This is a genomic window from Metabacillus litoralis (assembly GCF_007994985.1).
Taxonomy (GTDB): Bacteria; Bacillota; Bacilli; order Bacillales; family Bacillaceae; genus Metabacillus; species Metabacillus litoralis.
Genome location: NZ_VOQF01000004.1, coordinates 80,831 through 103,237 on the forward strand (window position 1 = coordinate 80,831; position 22,407 = coordinate 103,237).

Consider the following 22,407-nt stretch of genomic DNA (forward strand, 5'->3'; position numbering starts at 1 on the left):
ACATGATAAACGTTTTTTACATATATTTCATTAGACATACACACTAAATCACGAGAAAATTTTTAGTTACTTTAACTAATTTATAGATTGATCATCTCAGTTTTTTCAACAACCTAAAATACAATGTAATATTTTCTAACAAGTTGGAGGGATTTCTATGAAGATGAGTGAGTTACTAAATATCCCTATATTTAGTCACGCTAAGGTTGCAGCTGGTTTTAACGGTATTGAAAGAACCGTACAAACCGTCAACATGATGGACGCACCAGACATAATAGACTTCTTAAAACCCCATGAATTATTAGTCACGACAGCTTACTTCATTCATGATAATCCAGAAGAGTTAGTTAAACTTGTTAAATATATGGCAAATCACAATTGCTCTGGCCTAGGCATAAAAACTAGAAGATACCTAAAAGATATCCCTGCAGAAGTAATCACCTTAGCGAATCAAGTCAATCTTCCAATTATTGAGCTATCGAACCACCATACCTTAGGTGAAATTGTGAACGAATCTTTAAGTTATATTCTTAAAAGGCAAGCAAAAGAATTACAATTCGCCATTCATACTCATAGAGAATTCACTAAACTCGTTCATAGAGGTGAACAACTCTCTAAACTAATTGATCGATTATCAAATATTTTAGATAAACCAATCTTGTTAACTAACCATATGAACCAAACAATTGTCGAAACCCATCATTTCAGGGGAAATAATATGAAGATTTTAAGGAAGCAAATCATCCAACATTTGGAGGATATCTATATCAATAGCACGGATCAGAGTTTTTGTTTTTCAATCTTCACACCTGAATCCTTAAAAGGACAGCTTGTTTATTTCTTCCCTATTGAAACATACTTAAAGAAAAGTTACTTGGTTATTATAGGTCTAGATTTCCCAATCGATACCTATACACTGTTATCAGTAGAGCAGGTCACAAATGTCATATCATTTGAGCTACTTAAACAACACGCATTATCTGAAAAAAATCTTCATATTAAAAATAATTTCTTTAAGAATTTGTTAGATGGAGATATCCCAGAACAAGAAATACTAAAACATGGGGAACAATACGGATTAAAAAAGGATCAACATTACCATATTGTAACCTGTAAAGTGGATGACTCTAACAAAAATTCCTCTAGCTCTTTATTTTTTTCTAATACTTTTCAATCAGACAGCTTTCATTACACAATATATGAACACCTCCAATCAAAGCTTGCGAGAATTAAAGAAGGGTGTATTGTTTTTATAAACAAAGATATTTTTGTTATTTTATTAGCTTTTGACCGAACTGAAAAACAAGCAGAACAGCAAATTTTCCAAGTGATCCAATTATTACAGCAAAAAATGGTTCAACAAGCAGATATTCAAGTTTCTTTCGGAATATGTAGTACTCGTGATAATTTACAAAGCTTACACAAAGGCTATTTACACGCAATAGATGCATTAGAAACAGGGTTTAAGAAAGGAAAAAGCCCATTCATCCAAATTTATCATACAAAAGAAATTACCGAGTTACTTCAAATGATTCCCAAAGAAAACCTAACAGAGTTTTATGTAAACACACTAAAAAGTCTTGCTTTCACAACAAGTAAAGATTCACTAAGTTTAATTCAAACAATAAGCATTTTCTTAGATAATCATTGTCAAATCGCTGATACCGCAAAGCAATTATTTGTCCATCGTAATACTGTTATTTACAGAATTGAAAAATGTGAAGATATCTTAGGAATCTCATTAAAACAACCTGAGGAAAGTTTAAAACTAAAAATCGCACTGTTAATTAGAGAATTTTTAACAGAGAAAAATCCCCCCTAAGATTCGTGAAAATTTTCAGCTTAACTATAGTTGTCTTAAATCAAAAAGCCGTTCAACACTACCAATTCCAGTAGATGAACGGCTTTTATTAAAGGCTTGATTTTCCTGCACAACATTGCTCTTTATAAACCTCAACAGCTCGTAGAATACCATTATATCCTGTACACCGACATAGATTACCAGACAAATGGTCTTTCACTTCATCTTCAGTTGGATTTCGATTTAAATCAAGCAACGATTTTAGACTAATAACCATTCCAGGGGTACAATAACCACATTGTAAAGCACCCTCTTCTAAAAAAGCCACTTGCAAAGGGTGTAATTGTTCCGAAGCAACATTCTCAATTGTTTCAATTGTTGTGTTATTCACCTGATATGCCATTACCAGACAAGATGTCACAACATTCCCATTTAACAATACCGAACAAGCCCCACACCTCCCAATTTCACAAGAAACTTTTGTACCAGTTAAGATTAAATCATTTCTAAGAATATCTATAAGTCTATATGCTGGAGGCACTTTCAACTGCATTACTTCTCCATTTATCGTTACAGTTATATCAATCAAATTTTGCTTTGGTATTTTAATCATTTCATTAATTTCATTTGTTTCCATTTCAACTCCCCCAAACCATTTTTAGGTAAGTCAGATCATACATTCGAAGTAGCATAAAGATCATTAAGCATTTTCTCTGGTGAAATCGGTAATCTGTTAACCCTTATGCCTGTAGCATTAAAAATAGCTGAAGTTATAGCAGGCGCAATAGCAACTGTACCAATTTCTCCAACACCTCTTGGGCCAAATACATCACCCTCAGACAAAGTCTCATCAACATCTACATTCGATTTATTAGGAATATCTTTAATAGTAGGAAGAAGATATGAATCAAAGTTCTCTATCTGATACCTCGAATTCTCCATTAAAGAATCCTCTAGTATCGTAAAACCTAATCCCATAATCGCACCACCTTCAATTTGTCCCAAATATCCCATAGGATTAACAACAGGACCTGCTGATATAGCATGATCGAAATTTATTACCCTTACTTTACCTGTTAACATGTCTACTTCAACCTCTGTAGCCACAGCAGCAAAAGTATATAAATAATGTCCCCCAACTACCGGATCAGGAGTTGTTGGGAAATGAAATTGAGTTTTGAATATCGGCAATTCATTCTTTAATAATTGCGCTATTTCTTTATAAGACAAAACAGGTTTCCTTAAATCCCCTTCTTCCCACACACCATTTTCCCCTAGCCTCAAACTCATCGTTGAAATCCCAGTAAACTTCGAGACTATTTCTAGCAACTTCTCTTCCCAAGGATTTTTCAACTTATTTATACCTTGCCAAATCATATTAGTAGATCTCGAAGCTGTTGATGATCCTGAAATCGGTACCAAGTCCGTATCACCAATCACAATATTTAAGTCTTCCTTATCACATAACAGCATTTCAACCATCATAATTTCAATTGAAGTAAGAAGTCCCTGACCACACTCTTCAAACCCAAACGCAATTTCAATTTTCCCTTCCTTCGTTAGTGATAATCTTGCACCAGAGGGATCAGGTCTTCCATAACCAAGCCCTCCACCATGCATCGTTATCGCTGCACCTTTTCCTCTTTTTATCCATTCATCATTCTTTTTTAACGGGTGTGTTAGTATGGTTGATTTCTCGATCATGTCTAGTACTTTCTTTGCTCCATTATTAGGTACTACCCTTTGCCCCAGAGGCCCTAAATCATTTTCTCCTCTTACATTCTTTTTACGGAACGAAAGAGGATCTTCATTCAATTTACCCGCAAGCCGGTCCATCTGCGATTCTAGCGCGAATGTAACCTGATTACCTCCAAAGCCTCTAAATTCTCCAGCCACTCCGTTATTTGTAAAAACAGAAAACCCCTTTACATCTATATAAGGTATAATATATGGTCCTGCAGAATGCTCAACTGCAAAATCCAAAACAGCTGGCCCTAATGTAGCATAAGCCCCTGTATCAGCTATTATTTCAACAACATGACCTACTAACATTCCATTTTCATCCGCACCAGTTGTCATTTTTATTTTCATTGGGTGTCTTTTTATGCCAGCTTTTACAGATTCTTTTCTTTTATTATGGATTTTAACTGGTTTTTTTGTCATCAATGCTAATATTGCTGCATAAGGTTGGATATTTAACTCGTCTTTACCACCAAATGATCCTCCAATAGGACTTGAAATTACTCGTATATCTTCTTCTGGTATAGCCAAGATTCTTGAAAGCTGCAATCGATCCTTAAATCCATGCTGTGTAGCAGCATAAACTGTAATCTTTCCATTTTCCTCCGGTACAACAACTCCACCTTCTGTTTCCATATAGCCATGCATTTGTCTTGGTGTTTCATAGATTTCTTCGACAACAAATGGACATTCGTTTACTTTCTCCAAAACATGTGTACCTTTTTTATAAGACGCTTTGTGTAAGATATTCCCCTCCTGATGTAATTTTACAGCACCCTCTTGCATTGCCTTTTCAGGATCATCAATAGCAACAAGTGGTTCATAATCCACTTCAATCAATTTAAGTGCTTTATTTGCTATCTCTTCACTTGTTGCAGCAACACAAGCAACCGCATCTCCTACATACCTTACAATATCTATACACAAAACCGGTTGATCTTGAAAAATAAGACCGAATCCGTTTAGACCCGGAACATCTTTATGTGTAATAACAGCAACAACTCCATCTAACTCTTTCGCCACATCAGTATTGATTGACTTAATCTTAGCATGAGGAAATGTACTTCTCAGAACTTTCGCATAAAGCATTCCAGGAAAAGAATAGTCAGTTAAATATTTTAATGAACCGGTTACCTTACCAACTCCATCAGGTCTAATTTTCCATTTATCCTGAAACGTTTGTTGCTCTAATTTCATTGTTCTCCCTCACTTTCTTATCAAAATTACTTCAACCAAAAATACTAATAGAATGTTCTCTTTCAATTGTTTCAAGAAGCTTCTACCTTAAACACCGCCATTAAATAAAGATACGGAAACTTCCTTATTATCACATCACGCATCACACACCATTCCATGGCGGAAAGATACCACTAACTTGATACAGCGTAGTTTCAGCGAAAGATATAGAAGTTACAGAGATTGTGAAGGAGAATGATTAATTTTTAATTTGTTCTCTCCATTATATAAATTGCTTTTTTAGTTTAGATATAATAATATTCGCCGCGACTTTTTTCCGATATTGATCACTTAAAAAGGGATCTGAATAAGAATTAAATTCATTTAGTATTTCTGAATAAACAAGTTCTGATGAAAATTTAAGACTATCCGTTTTCAATAATTCCTCAACTTGATATAACCTAACCGGATAATGACTACCTCCCCCAACAGCTAATCGAACGTCCAACAGCTCCTCGTCTTCAAATCTCCACATTCCACTAACCGAGACAACAGCAGGTGTAAAAGCTTCTCGTCTACCAACTTTTTTATAAAAATAACTTACTTGCTCTTCTGGAAAAGGAATCCGGATATCGATTAATAAAAATGAAGAATTTTGTTTGTCATTAAGCCAATCGCTAATTTTCTTAGTCATTTTTTTACCATTCATCAAACAAGTAATCTCTGCATCTAATACTAGTAGCGCCGGTAATGAATCTCCTATTCTACTTGCAACGTTACCACCTACAGTAGCTAGATTTCGAACAGCTGGAGCAGCTATACTATGGCATGCAGATACAAATAAGGGACAATACATCGCTGTTAATGTATGATTTAAACATTCATTAATTGTTGTTAAAGCTCCTATTTTAACAAAACGTTTCTGACCCTCTTTTACCACTTCAACACCCTTTAATTCAGATAAATTTTTTAAACTAACAATATGCTTCGTCATTATTTCATTAGCTTCCCAATCAAGTTGCATTAATGTTCCCCCTGCAATATAAACCCCTTCTTTAAATTTAGACTTTGATTGCAAAGCCTCTTTTAAAGTTATCGGGATGGAAACTGCTATATCCGATCTCGTTACCGTCTCACTCTTCTCACTAACCATTTTTAACACCTACCTTTAAGCTAATAAGGTATTTTTCACATAATTATAATTCTCCACTGTATCAATATCATAAAGTTGGTTCTTATCAACTTCTATCGTTTCACCGGATAAGGCATTCTTTTTCAGCAACGAGCGCGCACCTGTATCTCCATCAATCTCCAATAATTTTTTAAAGACGGTATCACGAAATAAAATAGGCGGCCTCAAAATTCCACTTTCACTTGATGCTACATACTCTATTTCATTATTCAATGTTGCAATTAGTTTTCCTATAGTGTTCCTAGTGATAAAGGGTTGATCAGCAAGAAATACAATAACGGACTTTGCCTCTAATTGCACAGCCCTTGTTATCCCAACCCTCAATGAATTCGATTGGCCTCTATTTGAATGCTCACTCACAACAATTTCCCATTTATCAGGAAAAATCTTCAATATTTCTGAGCTTTCGATCCATGGTATTTCCCCTTTTTCTTTTGTGATAATCAACAAATAATCCACCTTGGAGGCTATAATTTCATCTAAAGCAAATGCCCCCAAAGATTTTCCCCCTAAAGATAATGACAACTTACATGACCCCATTCGACTACTGTTTCCTGCTGCAAGATATATCCCGATTATCTTTTTCATTTCCAGAGTTCCTTTCCTTTTCGAAGTAAATAGTTTCCATGATCTTAGTTTTCTAAAGGTAGTTGATTCAACAATGAGCTTTAACAGAGACTTTCCTTAAGCTAATAATTTCTGCGATTATACTTATAGCTATCTCATTAGGTCCTTCCGCACCAATCGGCAAACCAATTGGATAATGAAACGAAGGAGGAATCTCCATCCCTGTTAAAAGTCTTTCAGCACGAGTTCTTGAACCTAATAAACCTACATAATTTATTTGCTTTAAAAGAAGCTGATTAATTAACTCTTTATCTTTTTCATAGCTATGTGTCATCAAAACAAAAGAATCAGTTTCGCGCAAACAAAGTTTCTTTTCTACTTCTTGCGGAAAAGCTATTATTCTATCATCTGCATCAGGAAAATATTCTTCACTACAATACTCAGGTCTCCAATCCACAACAATCGTTTGATATCCTAATTGCTTTGCAAGTATCACAAGAGGTACAGCATCTGGTCCTGCACCATATATAATTATTCTTGATCTTGCACGAATTGTTTTGAAGTAGAGAAAACTTTCACTGATGTCATTTTCAACTAATTTATCTTCTTTTAAAGAATCAAAATCAGGTATACTCCCTTTCCAATCACCAAAAAACTTTTGTTTTTTTTCTACGGAAAATATATAATTCAGCACCTTACCAGCTTTTGAAATACTTCTAACATATTTCACATCAAGTCCATCGTTAACATAATCCCTAACTTTAACAAGATCATTGATAAGCTTTGGTGAAAGAGATTCAATTAACACTTTCACCACACCATTACACCCGGTACCTTGCCCCCAGGAAAGATCATCTTCTCCAGACAAGTCATATGTCACAAATTGCGAATGAGGTTGGTAATTACCCTCAGAAATTCTTGCTTTCAAATCAACCTCCAAACACCCTCCACTCAACAATCCTACTTGAGTGTCATTTTCTTGAAATAACATCATTGCCCCTTCTTTTCGATATGCAGAACCATTAACATCAACAATTGTCGCAAGTACATTTTTATGTGGGGAAGATGATAAACTATCCAATATTTCAAAAATATCAGTTCTCATTACACTCTCCCTCCAAACAAAACTCTAGGGATTATAAAAAATATGATTGTAAGAAGTTTTATTTATCTTTATTGATTCTCTATTTCAACCGATAAAAAGAAGCTGCAGAATTCACAACATAAAAACTACATCGCAAGTGTTCGCTTCCCTATTCTGTTTAACATTCTTTTAATGGAGTTATTAGCTTCTTTCAATACAATTGATTTTTCTATTGTTTTAATAATTTTATTTTCCATTATAATTTTCCCATTAATTATGGATGTTTCAACATTACCTCTAGTGGCAGAGTAAACAATTCTAGAGATAGGATCTACATCTACTGAAGGATATGTGTGAAAATCGTTTAAATCTAAAATAACAAGATCTGCTTTTTTACCTATTTCTAAACTGCCTATTTCATTTTCTAGACCCATCGCATAAGCTCCACCCATAGTAGCCATTCTAAACACTTTTTTCGCATCCATAGATGTTGGACCATGTTTCGGTTTTTGGATTAGTGCAGTTAACCTCATCTCATTAAACATATCTAAATTATTGTTACATGGAGCTCCGTCTGCTCCAATACTTAAAAAAACATCATTTTCAAGCATTTCAGGTGTTGGTGCAATACCTGATGCTAATTTTAGATTTGAGCCTGGGCAATGGCTGACTTTAATCCCTTTTTCCTTTATGATCTTTTTTTCTTGGTTGTCTAACCAAATACAGTGAGCCAAAATGAGTCTAGGACTTGCTAGACCAATGTGATCTAAATAAACAATATTTCTCATCCCGCGTTCATGTTCAACAATTTCAATTTCTTTTAAATTCTCAGATGCATGTGTATGAACCATTACATTATAATGAGAAGATAAATCCCTGACTTGTGTTAATAATTTTTCGGTACATGAAATGACAAACCTTGGTGAAAATGCATATTGAAGTCTGCCATCATCATATCCATTCCATTTCTCAAGAAGATCAACACTTACCTTTAAAGATTCATCAGTCTTTTCTAAAAGATTTTTCGGTACACCTTCTCCTTTATCCATCATCACTTTACCTGCAATCGCTCTAATTCCACTTGCTGACATTGCTTGAAAAGCGAAATCTGTATGCCTAACTGTTTCCATATCAATAATTGATGTTGTTCCACTTTGTATTAACTCACCAAGACCTAGTAAAGCAGAGTAATAAATTGACTCTTCATCATGTGCTGCTTCTAAAGGCCAAATTTTCTTTGCTAACCAATCCATAAGTTCTAAATCATCTGCTTGACCTCTAAATAATGTTTGACAAAGGTGAATATGACTTTGTATCAAACCAGGAATCACCGTTTTCCCCGAGGCATCTATAACCTTCTCAACCACTACTCCTTCAATAGATTTATCCATTTGAGTAATTCGATTGCCTTCAATGAGTAAGTCACCTACAAAAATATCATTCGTTTTATTACCGGTTACGATTTCTGCATGTTTTATTAAAATACTCAACGATATTCCCCCTTTAAGACAAAACCGACACTTACCACTACGAATGTTAGTTATTATTACATTATATGATATATATATTTATAATAATAAGATTAAAGAAATATGTCATTGTATAGATTAACCAAATTACAATAACTAACTTAGTTATAATAGCTTAACTTTTAGAGAATGATGATAACACATGTTAGATTTCATAACACATGTTAGATTTCATAACACAACAAAGAATTAAAGTAAAAATATATGGGGATTTTACCCGAGGTTATTGAGGGAGAAACTTATCATTAGCTTAAATACCTATGTCCCATCCTCTATAAAATCTATAAAAAAAAGAACTTACATTTGTAAGTTCTTTTTAAGATGTTGCTATTTTCTTTTCTAATAAAGCAGTTGGATTTGTCATTATTTCTGGTTGTTTTTGGAATATCTCTATATAACGAATATGATGATTTTCCATTTGATTCACCTTAAAAACATGTGAACCAAACTCAACAAATCCTCCAGGTTGAATATCATAATTTTCTGTTAATACCCAACCACCGATTGTATCAACATCAGAATCATCAATTTCAAGACCTAGTAGATCATTTATTTCACTTACTAATACCTTACCATCAATTATATATTTTGAGTCATTCATTTTTTGAATCAATGGTATCTCATCTGCATCAAACTCATCTCGAATTTCCCCGACAATTTCTTCGAGAATATCTTCAACGGTTACGAGACCTGCTGTACCACCATATTCATCAATTAAAATCGCCATATGAGTTCTTTCTCTTTGCATCTTTAAAAGTAACTCATGGATCGGAATTGATTCTATAACTTCCATAATTGGACGAACATATTTCTTTATTGAAAAAGGCTGTTCATTTTCAAAGTGTATTAAATCAGTAAAAATTTCTTTAATATTAACGATACCGATAATATGATCTTTATCACCGTCAACAATTGGATAACGGGTGTATTTTTCATCTTTTATAATTTTTAATTGCTCTTGAATTGACGCATCTATTGATAAAGAGACAATTTCAGTACGAGGTACCATAATTTCTTTAGCAATACGATTATCAAATTCAAAGATCTTATTTACATACTTGAATTCAGATTGGTTGATTTCTCCACTTTTGTAGCTTTCAGATAAAATGATTCTTAACTCTTCTTCACTGTGAGCAAGCTCATGCTCTGAAACTGGCTTCAAACCAAACAAGCCTGTAATAAATCGTGCAGATCCGTTTAAAATCCAAATAAACGGGTACATAATACGATAGAAAAACATTAGCGGCCTTGAAAACCAAAGGCTAATTTCTTCTGCCTTTTGAATAGCTACAGTTTTCGGTGCTAATTCACCTACAACAACATGTAGAAAAGTAATTGTCATAAAAGCAATCGTGAACGAAATGACTGTTGATATAGAAGCCGGCAAATTGACTTGCTCTAAAAACGGAACAAGTATATGTTCAATTGTTGGTTTACCAAGCCAACCTAAACCTAATGCAGTAACGGTAATACCTAATTGACAGGCAGATAAATAACCATCGAGATTATCAATAACCTTTTTAGCTGCTTCTGCCTTTTTGTTTCCTTCTGCAATTAATTGGTCAATACGAGAACTCCTAATTTTTACTATGGCAAATTCAGAAGCTACGAAAAAACCCGTAAGAGCGATTAAAATTGCAACAAGCAACAAATTAACTATGTCCAAATAAGCTTCCTTATTCCGTCAAAAACGGAAAAGGAGTCACCTCCTGAGAGTTAAATATAACAATCTTTTATTATTTAATTAACTAAATTATTCCTTGCATCCGCTTGGAGAACAATAAGGGATACTAGTAGTCTATTTATTTTTAACAATGCCCCATATTATCACCCCACAGTTTTATTAAAATAATCATAATACGAAGAAACTATACAGTCAAACGTAACACTTAGCCGATTTCTTAAATAAATATGTGATATATTGTTTATTCATACCTTTTTCAATAAAAAACAACAGAATATGATGATATTTGAAGTTTTTTACTTTTATTTGCTTCCCTTAAGTTAATTTTAAGCTCTGTTATACATTCCTCTTGATTACGTTACAGACATTCGCTTTCGAGTAACACGCTACCCCGCATGTGTCTCATATTTTCACTTCACTCAAAAAGTGCTATTAAACTAGAAATTAAAAGCAAATACGATTATAAATTCACAACATCAAAAAAATCTGCATATGTATTGATATAAAAATCTGCACCTTTTTCGTCATTTTGAAATAAACAAGTTTTCAAGCCTATTTCATTTGCTGGTAATATATCGAGAAGTCGATCTCCTATTGCTAGGTGGAGATTATATTTAGAATGTAAGTATTGATAAGAAGCGGGATTTGGCTTTCTTGGGAAACCATCATCACCTGCAACTATTTCTTGAAAATAGTGATGCCAATTATAATATTCTAATATGGTTACAACTTCATTTCTTGGCTTATGAGTCATGATTACATTTAAATTTGCAAACTTTAATATATCCTCAACAAAAGGGAAAGGCTTTTTGTTATCAGGTGATAAAGATATTTCTTTGTTTTTAAAATTGTTTACATCTTCGTTCGTTAAATCAAAATAATTTGCTGCATGTGTGAATGATATCTTCAATTCTTTATGTATCATATCTTTTGGTACACTCCCATTTAATAGCTCATACATAACAGCTGTAAATGCTGGATATGTATCAAAAAGAGTACCATCAAAATCCCACAAAATATTAATCTTCTTATTATCTATCATAAAATCTCATTCCTTTATACCGCGATATTTAGCTGTGGTTAATTCCTGTATATAAGGTAATAAATCAGGCATCTTTTTATCTTTAGCTATATGTATAGCAAGTTCTATATCATATGGAACTCTTACACATTGAATAGACATACTTGATTCCACTTTTGACTGATATTCCCCCTCCAATATTGTATACGAAGCTGTAGTAAGATCTAATGGATTCCCCACACTTCCTACATTAAATAATGTTTTTCCAAGTAAATGCTGTATAAAGGCTTGATGAACATCTCCATAGCCTACTATATCAGGTGTGTTTTTATTAAATCCTGTATGTTCTGTATCTTCAAACATGCTTAACCGCTTTTCCACTGAATCCCATGGTTGAATTCTTGTATAAACACTGTGTGGTGAGGCATGAAACAATCGGATGAATTTTCCACTCATATAAAATTCGTGAGAAAATGGCAAAGATTCAAGAAATAGACAATGATCATTCGTTAAGTTTTTTTGATGCCATTTTAAAGTTTCAAACTCTGTATCTTTAGTGATAAAGTCATCCCAGTTTCCTTTAATTACGATCTCACATTCTTCTCTAATAAGATCGATCACTAATTCAGAATCAGGACCTTTCCCAACCAAGTCTCCTAAACAAATTATTCTTTGAATATGTTTTTCTTGAATATCCTGTAAAACAGATTTAAGGGCAGGGATGTTTCCATGGATATCCGAAATGATTGCTATGCGTTCCAATGCTTCCACCCCTTTCCATCATTTTTCATAAATCTAGCATATAACAATTATTATATTTTTGGTAGCTTCTTTAAAATCAACAAAATCAGCATGACTAAACACAAGTAACCGAATATTGGGTACAATGAGGAAATTAACGAGCTATACCCAATTTTACTTATAAAAGCAGCAATACATAAGATGGCACATATGACAATCATTCTTGGAACTTTAATGTAAGATATTATTTGTTTTTCCAATCCAAAAAGATTACCTATTACTGATGTAAAAACCTCACCATATATAACGGCAATATAGATAAAATAAAATGAAAATAATGTTGTTTTCATTACTTCTGCCATCGGTATATCATATTGCAATAAATCAGGCAATGTTGAAAGAGCTATATGACTACTAATTAGGATTAGAGTTAAGAAGATTCCTCCAAGAATTCCTCCTCTTTTCAATACCTTTTCATCCTTAATTTCATTAGCGAGTGGTGCGAGAACAGCAGAAGCCATTGTTAAATTAAAGGCTGCATAAGAAAACGCTGCTAAAATCCAGTTCAACGACGCTGATGAATCTTCATGAGTTGTAACTAAAGACTCAATAGAAAAAGATTGTATCGCAAGCATAACACTAAATAAAATTAACATCGGAACAACAATAAGATTAACACCAAATAATCCCTTTACACCAAAAAACATAACGCAGATTGTTAATATAATTGTCAATATAACTCCTATGCGTACCGAGAGCCCCAGCTGTTCATAAAAAATAGCACCTGCACCTGATAACATAATTGATGTTAAACCTAATAATATGAGCAACATAAATACGTTTATAAACCCACCAAACTTTTTACCAAACAAGAAAACCATTAATTCTTGATAAGATTGTGCTTGTATTCTCTTAGATAAAATAAGCATTTTTGTTCCTATGAAAATAAAAAGTAAACCAACAACTAAAATACCAGCTAGTCCATAAATTCCGTATTTTGTAAAAAATTCAACTATTTCTCTTCCAGTAGCAAAGCCGGCTCCAACAACTGTTCCAACATATACTGCAGCAACTTGTAAGGAAGAAATCCAAGATCTTATCATTTGATACACCTCACCCTTATTCCGTAAAGCTTGTATCATTATATGAAGTAAACCTTAGATGATTCTATCTAATTAAATTTGTCAGTATCTAATTGTTATTCTACTATGGGGGGTTTGGTTCTTAGTTATCGGCTATGTTAAAGCTTAATGATGATTTTCAGCACATTGTTGATTGGAGGTGAATATATGAGACTCCTCATCTCACAGGCGCTCAAGCATACGAGGGAGGCTCCCGGACCTAGGAAGGCGAATGCCTGTAACGGAAATCAACAACAAAGTTTAACAGAGCCTTAATTATTAGAAATTGGTTGTATACCTAATCTATAAATATGTTAAAATTTCCATTAGTTAGGTTTATTAATTTCCAGAAACTAAATAACTATAGAAAGGTGAAATTATGATTTTTATAAAAAGGTTATTTTTAAGGGCCATCCAAATGAATAATCAGCTATTAATTTTCGCAACTCTTACTTTAGTACTTACAAGTAGTTATTTTATTTATTTTTTAGAGCCTGAAACTTTTACAAGTCCATTTGAAGGTCTTTGGTGGACCATGACAACAGTTGCTACTGTCGGATACGGAGATGTGTCTCCAACAACAGTAAAAGGGAAAATATTCGCTATGTTTTTATATATCGTCGGAATTGGACTTATGACTATTTTCATCGGTAAGGTTATTGATTTCTTTAGTATTCGTAAACGGTTAAAGGAGGAAGGTAGATTGAAAATTACAACGGAGAATCATATTATTTTAATTAATTGGACAAAAAAAGCAGAAATTACACTTAATGAACTTTTAGCTACTTTTAATAAAATCCATATTGTTATTATAGATGAGAGTATTAATAAAATACCAGTTGTTCATGAACGAGTAGAATTTGTACGAGGCAATCCTGCTAATATTGAAGTTTTACAACAAGCAAACCTATTAAAATGTAAATCTGTTATGATTTTTTCACCAGATGGATTGATGACTGCTTCACAAGCTGACGGACATACATTACTAATTGCTTCAACACTGGAAGGTCTAGGTAGACAAAACAACCAAAACATCTATACAATATGTGAAGTGTCAAACTCTAATCATATTCATGCATTTAAGCATGTTGATGTTGAAGAATTTATCACTGCAAATGACACTGCGGCACATTTAGCTGCTCGTTCGATTATGTTTAATGGATCCAGTGAAATTATCAGACAGCTAACAAGTCATGAAGGATATGATCTATACTGCATTACCAAGAAGCAGGAATGGACTACATTTGAAGATGCAAGTAAAGCATTATCTTCAAAAGGTGCAATGCTTATATCAAACGGCAATGACCTTTCAATAATTAATCATCTAGAAAAAATAATACCCGATAATGCAAATCTATTTATTATATGTAACGATGAAACTTATTTTAACATTATGTCATCAAATTAATTAAAGCTCTAAAAAAATAATAGCTATTCTTAATATGAGGGGTTTTCCCCTCATTTTTTTGTGTCTTCCGTTTGTTCTGCATCTCTATTTAAATCATATACATTCATAGAGGTGTTGAAATTGATAAAATTCTCAAACTTATATTTGGTAGCTTCCCTCTTATTGTTACTTGTTAATGGATCTGGATTAGGCTTTGTTTTATTTCAAGTTCGACTTGGACAGGTTTTTGGTATCTGCTTATTTTGTATTACTAGCTTACTAGGAGCGTTATTTGCGTCAATTGCTTCTGAAAAACAATCTACTTTCTACTCCCATCTTTTTTTCTATTGTAATCTTGTCGTGACTTTTATCCCCTTCTATTATATAGGGATAGCAAAAATCATTAGCTAATAAAAAGCTCTATTAGCATTACAAACATACAATAAAATGTAGTGATCTTTCAGTCAAAGGTCTTAGATAATTTAGGTCACTTTACCGATTTAAACTTCCTTCAATTACATGACGAAAAAGGATTTTTTTCCACTATGATAAAGATAGTAAAACATCATGGATGGAGGAAAAAACATGCTCATTAATGAATACACAATAAAGAAAATTTATGAAAGTCATAATAAAGTGATTGAAGATCGACTATCTGACAATAGAAGATATCAAGAAAGTAAGCTTGCATATAACGTTCTAATCCTATTTCTCATTTCTCTTTGAACAACACTACTTTATATTTATGAATATCTAACAATGACGATTATGATAAAAAACTTCCACAGAGATTTTTTTCAATTGGAGAATACACTAAAAACTCACCTATAACGTGAGTTTTTATTTTGTATTTCAAAAATTTTTCACATCTTTCGACAAGTTCCTTCATAATACCTAAAGGTTTGTTGCTTTCTTCCGATATAATAAATAAGAAAATATTAAAGGAAATATGGTGATTTACGATGGATAAAACGTCAGGAATTGGAATGATCCTTGCGATTATTGCAGTTGGGGTCGGAATGTTTATGAAAGGTGTTAGTCCAGTGGTATTAATAAACCCTGCTGCCTTACTAATCATTATTTTAGGGACAATTGCAGCTGTAACAATCGCTTTTCCAACAGATGAAATTAAAAAGGTCCCTAAGCTATTTGGTATTATCTTTAAAGAACAAAAAACCGCTACAATTCAGGAGCTTATCCCTTTATTTTCAGATTGGGCTCAAGTAGCTCGTAAAGAAGGTCTTCTTGCACTTGAGGCAAAGCTTGCCGAAGTTGACGATCCTTTTTTAAAAAATGGATTACTAATGGCTGTAGACGGACAAAATGCTGAGTTTATTCGAGACGTAATGTCAGAAGAAATTGAAGCAATGGAAGAACGTCACCAGGGGGCTGCTACGATCTTTACACAAGCAGGCACTTATGCACCAACACTAGGGGTTCTTGGAGCTGTTGTCGGTTTAGTTGCTGCTTTATCTGACATGTCAGATACTACGGCTTTAGGAGTTGCTATTAGTGCAGCCTTTGTTGCTACAATGTTGGGTATTTTTACTGGTTATGTTATGTGGCATCCTTTTGCTAACAAGTTAAAAAGAAAATCAAAGCATGAAGCTAAAGTAAAGCAAGTAATGATCGAAGGTGTTCTTTCTGTATTAGAGGGACAAGCACCTAAAGCAATTGAACAAAAACTTGCTACTTATCTACCTGTTAGTGAAAGGAATCAAATAAACTCTTCAATCGCTGAGGGAGAGAGTGTAAATGGCTAGAAAGAAAAAGCATAAGCATGAAGATGAACACATGGATGAATCTTGGCTTGTTCCCTATGCTGATTTATTAACACTAGTACTTGCATTATTCATTGTATTATTTGCAATGAGCTCAGTTGATGCTCAGAAATTTCAACAATTAGCAAGAGCATTTAATTCTACGTTCACGGGAGGAACAGGTGTTTTAGAATACCCTAGCCCCACTCCAGATGGTGAATTAGAGCAGTTAGATGTTCAAAAGGAACAAACGCCAGATCAAGAAGCTGTTGAGGAAGCACAAAAACGTCTTGAACAAGAAAACCTAAAAACAATTCAAGAAAAAGTCAATTCTTATATAGCTAACAATAAACTCGAAACACAATTAAAAACAACACTTACAGATGAAGGGTTACTAATTACTCTCTTAAATGATATCTTCTTTGATTCAGGAAGTGCCGCTATCCGTAACAAGGATAAAGAATTAGCTAATGAAATCTCAGAGCTTCTTATCATGAGTCCACCAAGAAATATTATTATTAGTGGGCATACTGATAATATACCAATTAAGAATTCTGAATTTGATTCTAACTGGCATCTAAGTGTTATGCGTGCTGTTAACTTCATGAAAATTTTAATTGACAATGATAAATTAGATCCAAAAGCATTTAGTGCAAAAGGCTTTGGTGAATTCAAGCCAGTCGCATCAAATGAAACTAAGGATGGTAGGCAAAAGAATAGACGTGTAGAGATATTAATTTTGCCTAACGAACAAAAAAATTAATCCACTACTTTAATGACTAAAAGGATCAACCACGAATATATCGGCTGATCCTTTTTTGTCATTATTTATTCTGTTTTGAGTAAATCATTTGCGTGATATCCGACTTTTTTGATGAGCTCAATTGCTAATGTTTTCTCTTCCTCAGTTAAAGCACTTACAATTTCATTGATTTTTTCTTGATGAGGTGGGAAAATATCCTCAATTAACGCTTTACCTTTTTCAGTAATTTGTGCATGTGTAACTCGACGATCTTTCGGACATGCTTTTCTGATAATCAATTCTTTTTGCTCTAATTTATCAACAACATATGTTATACTCCCACTTGCAAGTAGGATCTTTCCACCAATTTGTTGTAAAGGTTGGTCTCCTTTGTGATAAAGTAGTTCTAAGACAGCAAACTCAGTTGGATTTAATTTAAAAGTCGAAATATGTTTATTTACAACATCATTAAAAGCTCGATGTGCACGGGAGAGTACGATAAAAAATTTTAATGAATCTTCTATTTGCTTAGATTTTTCCAATTTAATTCAACCCTTTTAATATTTATCTTGAATTCAAAGTAAAGAATTAGCATAATAATAGTCGAAGATGACTATTAAGTCAAATTTTTTTGATACAGTTTTTCATTCTACACCTATATCATCTTTTGACTTAATCTTTCATATAATTTTACACAAAACTCTTATAGGAAACAATAAACTTTTTAGCTTATTTAAATATTAGTCGGAATCTTTATGCTAGATAAAACATTATTTTCTTTACTTACTATAAAAAGTTTTTTAATATCTATTACATAATACTTTATAAGAAATAATAAATTAAGTTAACTAGTGAATAACAACATAGACCTAGTACTTTAAAGGAGTTTTACATGATGTCTGATGTTTTAATAGGCAGTATATTATCAGCTTTATCAACAGGTTTAGGTGCTTTACCTATATTATTTCTTAAAAATTCAATATCTCATAGATGGAAGGATATTCTTTTAGCCTTTACAGCTGGGATAATGATGACTGCAGCCATGTTGGGATTGATTCCTGAAAGTTTAAAATCCGGGAGCATTATCGAAGTTTCTGTTGGGATATTCTTAGGGGTACTAACACTAACTTATCTTGAAAAGAAGATTCCACATATAGATTTACAACATTCAAAAACAGGTCTTAAATTTGATGAAAAGGCGTTATTGATAATTGCTGCAATTACCTTACATAATATACCTGAAGGTTTATCTGTAGGCGTTAGCTATGCATCTGATGTAGAGGAAACAGGTAACTTAATTGCCTTTGCCATTGGATTACAAAATGCTCCTGAAGGCTTTTTAGTTGCTCTGTTCTTAATTAAACAGGATATTAGCCGAATACGAGCTTTGTTAATTGCAACTGCAACCGGAGCTGTAGAGATTGTATCAGCATTGCTTGGATTTTATTTAACAAGATATGTAGATTTTTTAGTTGTTTATGGATTATCATTTGCAGCTGGTGCTATGCTATTTATTATTTATAAAGAGTTAATACCAGAAAGTCATGGTGATGGTAATGAACGATATGCAACTTATTCATTTATAATCGGGATTGTTTTCATGATTATTTTAATCGAAAGTTTCTAAACAATTGAAACTGTTTATATCACAAAGCTTTTATTATTTAAAAAGGCTATGGATCAGAGCTTTTACTTGCTAAAATAGCCTTCCTCTTTTTACCTCTTCTAACTTATCTAGAAAATATCAGTAAGAAAAACGATCATTAAAAGCAATCATCTTCATTGAGTTAACAAATTGATAGAGTGGTCTAGTTGCAGAGGACTTCTTCTCTTCAATTAATAATAGTTGATATTCATTAATAAGCAAATCTAAATCCTGGCTACATTTTACTGCAGTTTCACTAGTGTACCCTTCTTTATTTGCTGTTTCAATCATTTCATGTCTTTTATGATCAATTTTCTCAAGTAGCTTTGTTTTCATTCGATTGTAATTCATCAAATCTCCTCCTAAATCTTTAAGTTCATACTATAATTCTTGATTGCATTTTCAGATAAAGTTGATTATATATTTAAAGTCCTCTACAATATTTTATTTATCAATATTAAATCCTACTTTTTTTATTCCCAATCTCTTTAAAAGTTAAACATATTTCTATTTAGAAACATGAACACACTACATGAATAAACCTGTTCTAGGATAAACTACTTTAAAATAACGTTTTATTTTAGTGAAGTGACAATCAATGAGTGTAAAACTGGCAAATAAGATATTAATGAAGACCTAGCATTAACAACCTATCAAAAGGAGTAATTTTCAAATGAAAAAACTTATAATCGCTTTCTTACTTTTAGTATATTTACCTTCTAACGCAGCAGCACAAACTACTAACACTACTACTTCGGAAAGACAGGTTGCAATTGTTATTGATGATTTAGGAAACAATATGAAAGGAACAGAAGAGATTCTATCATTACAAATTCCGATAACAGTTGCTGTTATGCCCTTTCTGCCTACGACTAAAAAGGATGCTAGACTAGCTCATAAAAATGGACACGAAGTTATTCTTCATCTCCCGATGGAACCTATCTCTGGGAAAAAGAGTTGGTTAGGACCTGGCGCTATTACAACAGAATTATCAGATAAAGAAATACGGAAACGAGTGCAAGATGCAATAGATGAAGTGCCTTATGCTGTTGGAATGAATAATCACATGGGGTCAAAAGTGACAGCAGATAAACGAGTTATGAGAATTATATTAGAGGTATGTAAAGAAAGAAATTTATATTATTTAGATAGTAAAACGACCGGAAAAAGTGTTGTGGAAAATCTTGCTAAAGACCTCCAAGTTCCGTATTTAGAAAATGAATTATTCTTCGATGAGCAATATACAATTCAGCATATTATAAAGCAAGCAAATCTTCTAATGAGTAGAATTGAGCAAGATAATGAAATTATTGCAATAGGACATGTAGGGATTGCTGGTGAAAAAACAGCTTCTGTTTTAAAACAGTACGTACCACTAGTTGAGAAGAAAGCAGATCCTGTTACCTTATCAGAGTTATTAATTGATTTAGACACAATTCCAGACTTTAAAGAGTAACATTAAATCAATAGAGATTTCTTAATAACCTGTTTCAATAAGCTTAGTCGGTTCGGATTCGGAGTAAAATATATAAATTACAATAGAGTTTAGCGTGAATTCACATACGAATTCACGCTTTCTTTTTATTGTTTCTCTATTCGATCAACTGATGTTACACGGAAATCCTTGTCTTCAAGCTTTTTGATCACCTTGGTTAACTTATTTTCAGAAACATCACTTGATAAATTCAAAATAATTCTACGTATATATTTATCACCATTATCAAGTGTTAATAAACCTTCAATATTTAAGTCTTTAACAGCTGTTACTAAATCTTTGATTGCACCTTTATGCTCTTTTGTTCCAACAGTAAGCAAGTAACCACCTGTTTTCATTCCAAAGGAATCTTCTAATACATCCATAATATTAGAGTGAGTAATAATACCTGAAAACTCTTTATCCTCATTTAATACAGCTAAAAACGGTAGTCTACGAATTGTTAAAAATGTTTTAAAAAAAGAATCTTCCTCAAATATGTATGCATCTTGATTTTTAATTAACGGCTCCAATGCATCTGTTTCTTTGCCTTCATTCTCCACATAATGCTCAAGTATATGAGCTTTATAAATAAAGCCAGCAAATGTTTTACCGTTTTTAAGAACTGGAATACAACGATAGCCAGTTTCTTTTAAATAATCATAAGCTTCCTTTACTGTACTGCTAATATCACAATATTTAACCGAATCCTTTTGCACATAATGATAGCGAACTTTCATTAAATAGCCCCCTTTGTTGTTGTATTGCTAAAAATTTATCATAGCCTTTATGAATAGTAAAGAAAATTCGAATATTTCAACGATCATGATTGTATTAGAACTAATTATTATTTATTAGGCTCTGTTAAAGCTTAATTTTTTCTTCACTTTTTTGAAAGCGAATGCCTGTTACGGAAATCAACAACAAAGTTTAACAGAGCCTTATTATATTACCTAATAAGTCATTTATTCGATCTAGATTGTAATAAGTTGACACAATTTTTTTATCGAATAAACCAGAATCAGGAGAAAAATAAGAAAAAGCATAGAATTTCTACATGAATTTCTACGCTTTTTCTTTGTATTATTTACTTACTTTATCTTCATAAGGGTGTGCTACCCAACCTTCTGTTTCAATAAACAATCTCACAGCAACGACTTGACGGTCTTCCATTAGTGTAAAGAAATGTGGATTACCTTCAGGAACTGAGATAACATCACCAGCTTCTAACTCAACATCAAAATATCCTACTTCATCGTTACCTTTAATGATAAAAATTCCATGACCTGCCGTTATAGCACGAACTTCATCTTCAGTATGAGTGTGGACATTTTCGAATTTTTTAAGAAGCTCTTCAAGGTTAGGTGTAGCATCAGAAAGAGCTACGATATCCCAAGTTTTGTAGCCTCTTCTCTCTGCTAACTCTTCGATCTCTTCTTTGTAAGCTGTTAAAATCTCCCCTTTTTCCTCATCACTAAGTACGAACTTTTCTTTCAGATGTGTAGGAAGCTTACTCATATCCCAATGTTCATATAAAACATCTTGCTTTTCTAAAAAACTTAAAACATTTTCATAACCTTCGATTACTTCATTTGTGTTTCTAACTTTAATAACTGCCATTTTTTTCTCCTCCTAGATATTTATTATTTATGTTTTATAAAATGATAATGTTGCCTCTTCTTTAAAATAGAAGAACCTATTCATCCACAAACATTTCTATAGTGAAAAGATGTTATTCCAGTT

22 protein-coding genes are annotated in these 22,407 nt (G+C 32.8%); 8 read left to right on the forward strand and 14 right to left on the reverse strand.

The features are described from left to right. The first annotated feature begins 157 nt into the window (after window positions 1-157). A complete protein-coding gene (locus FS935_RS07760) occupies window positions 158-1,822 on the forward strand; it encodes a PucR family transcriptional regulator (RefSeq protein ID WP_146947237.1) in 1,665 nt (554 codons plus the stop codon). 88 nt (window positions 1,823-1,910) lie between these two features. On the opposite strand, the gene FS935_RS07765 is transcribed toward FS935_RS07760, so the two are convergent. The 10 genes from FS935_RS07765 to FS935_RS07810 form a co-directional block, all read right to left on the reverse strand. Further along, on the reverse strand, window positions 1,911-2,438 hold the full coding sequence (locus tag FS935_RS07765; protein WP_146947239.1) for a (2Fe-2S)-binding protein: 528 nt from the start codon (window positions 2,436-2,438) through the stop codon (window positions 1,911-1,913). Window positions 2,439-2,473: 35 nt separating this feature from the next. Next, window positions 2,474-4,738, reverse strand: a complete 2,265-nt coding sequence (gene pucD, locus FS935_RS07770) for a xanthine dehydrogenase subunit D (RefSeq protein WP_146947241.1) — start codon at window positions 4,736-4,738, stop codon at window positions 2,474-2,476. Between the two features lie 262 nt (window positions 4,739-5,000). Next, window positions 5,001-5,870, reverse strand: coding sequence for an FAD binding domain-containing protein (locus FS935_RS07775; protein ID WP_146947243.1), 870 nt, complete (start codon window positions 5,868-5,870; stop codon window positions 5,001-5,003). 15 nt (window positions 5,871-5,885) lie between these two features. Continuing rightward, window positions 5,886-6,497, reverse strand: a complete 612-nt coding sequence (locus tag FS935_RS07780; protein WP_146947245.1) for a nucleotidyltransferase family protein — start codon at window positions 6,495-6,497, stop codon at window positions 5,886-5,888. Between the two features lie 67 nt (window positions 6,498-6,564). Next, window positions 6,565-7,581, reverse strand: coding sequence for an XdhC family protein (locus FS935_RS07785; protein ID WP_146947247.1), 1,017 nt, complete (start codon window positions 7,579-7,581; stop codon window positions 6,565-6,567). 125 nt (window positions 7,582-7,706) lie between these two features. Then, entirely contained in the window at window positions 7,707-9,050 is a 1,344-nt protein-coding gene (locus FS935_RS07790) for a 5'-deoxyadenosine deaminase (RefSeq protein WP_146947249.1), read from the reverse strand. 355 nt (window positions 9,051-9,405) lie between these two features. Then, entirely contained in the window at window positions 9,406-10,755 is a 1,350-nt protein-coding gene (locus tag FS935_RS07795) for a hemolysin family protein (RefSeq protein ID WP_146947251.1), read from the reverse strand. A 478-nt stretch (window positions 10,756-11,233) separates the two neighbouring features. Continuing rightward, window positions 11,234-11,797, reverse strand: coding sequence for an HAD hydrolase-like protein (locus FS935_RS07800; protein ID WP_146947466.1), 564 nt, complete (start codon window positions 11,795-11,797; stop codon window positions 11,234-11,236). Window positions 11,798-11,821: 24 nt separating this feature from the next. After that, window positions 11,822-12,556 (reverse strand): metallophosphoesterase family protein, encoded by a 735-nt coding sequence (locus FS935_RS07805; RefSeq protein ID WP_146947252.1) that lies wholly within the window; start codon window positions 12,554-12,556, stop codon window positions 11,822-11,824. A gap of 50 nt (window positions 12,557-12,606) precedes the next feature. Beyond that, a complete protein-coding gene (locus FS935_RS07810) occupies window positions 12,607-13,638 on the reverse strand; it encodes a YkvI family membrane protein (protein WP_146947254.1) in 1,032 nt (343 codons plus the stop codon). 436 nt (window positions 13,639-14,074) lie between these two features. On the opposite strand from FS935_RS07810, the gene FS935_RS07815 reads away from it, so the two are divergent. From FS935_RS07815 to motB, 5 genes are all read left to right on the forward strand, one after another. Beyond that, the gene (locus FS935_RS07815; protein WP_240050853.1) at window positions 14,075-15,064 is read left to right on the forward strand and encodes a potassium channel family protein; all 990 of its coding nucleotides are present in this window, start codon (window positions 14,075-14,077) and stop codon (window positions 15,062-15,064) included. Between the two features lie 120 nt (window positions 15,065-15,184). Next, window positions 15,185-15,454 carry a hypothetical protein gene (locus FS935_RS07820; protein WP_158638558.1) on the forward strand — a complete coding sequence of 90 codons (270 nt, stop codon included), beginning with the start codon at window positions 15,185-15,187 and terminating at the stop codon, window positions 15,452-15,454. Between the two features lie 174 nt (window positions 15,455-15,628). Further along, entirely contained in the window at window positions 15,629-15,769 is a 141-nt protein-coding gene (locus FS935_RS23390) for a hypothetical protein (RefSeq protein ID WP_158638559.1), read from the forward strand. 236 nt (window positions 15,770-16,005) lie between these two features. Next, window positions 16,006-16,806, forward strand: coding sequence for a flagellar motor stator protein MotA (gene motA, locus FS935_RS07825; protein WP_146947260.1), 801 nt, complete (start codon window positions 16,006-16,008; stop codon window positions 16,804-16,806). Continuing rightward, a complete protein-coding gene (motB, locus tag FS935_RS07830; RefSeq protein WP_146947262.1) occupies window positions 16,799-17,566 on the forward strand; it encodes a flagellar motor protein MotB in 768 nt (255 codons plus the stop codon). The genes motA and motB overlap by 8 nt, the downstream gene beginning before the upstream one ends. 65 nt (window positions 17,567-17,631) lie before the next feature. Here motB and FS935_RS07835 read toward each other — a convergent pair whose 3' ends face one another. Next, entirely contained in the window at window positions 17,632-18,087 is a 456-nt protein-coding gene (locus FS935_RS07835) for a MarR family winged helix-turn-helix transcriptional regulator (RefSeq protein WP_146947264.1), read from the reverse strand. Window positions 18,088-18,440: 353 nt separating this feature from the next. Between FS935_RS07835 and FS935_RS07840 the strand changes: the two genes are divergently transcribed. Then, complete coding sequence (locus FS935_RS07840; protein ID WP_146947266.1) at window positions 18,441-19,172, forward strand: ZIP family metal transporter; 732 nt, start codon at window positions 18,441-18,443, stop codon at window positions 19,170-19,172. Window positions 19,173-19,289: 117 nt separating this feature from the next. On the opposite strand, the gene FS935_RS07845 is transcribed toward FS935_RS07840, so the two are convergent. Continuing rightward, window positions 19,290-19,541, reverse strand: coding sequence for an aspartyl-phosphate phosphatase Spo0E family protein (locus tag FS935_RS07845; RefSeq protein WP_146947268.1), 252 nt, complete (start codon window positions 19,539-19,541; stop codon window positions 19,290-19,292). A gap of 322 nt (window positions 19,542-19,863) precedes the next feature. Between FS935_RS07845 and FS935_RS07850 the strand changes: the two genes are divergently transcribed. Next, complete coding sequence (locus FS935_RS07850) at window positions 19,864-20,646, forward strand: divergent polysaccharide deacetylase family protein (protein WP_146947270.1); 783 nt, start codon at window positions 19,864-19,866, stop codon at window positions 20,644-20,646. A gap of 125 nt (window positions 20,647-20,771) precedes the next feature. Here FS935_RS07850 and cbpA read toward each other — a convergent pair whose 3' ends face one another. After that, a complete protein-coding gene (gene cbpA / locus FS935_RS07855; RefSeq protein WP_146947272.1) occupies window positions 20,772-21,404 on the reverse strand; it encodes a cyclic di-AMP binding protein CbpA in 633 nt (210 codons plus the stop codon). 343 nt (window positions 21,405-21,747) lie between these two features. Beyond that, complete coding sequence (locus FS935_RS07860; protein ID WP_146947274.1) at window positions 21,748-22,284, reverse strand: 1,2-dihydroxy-3-keto-5-methylthiopentene dioxygenase; 537 nt, start codon at window positions 22,282-22,284, stop codon at window positions 21,748-21,750. Window positions 22,285-22,407: the final 123 nt, after the last annotated feature.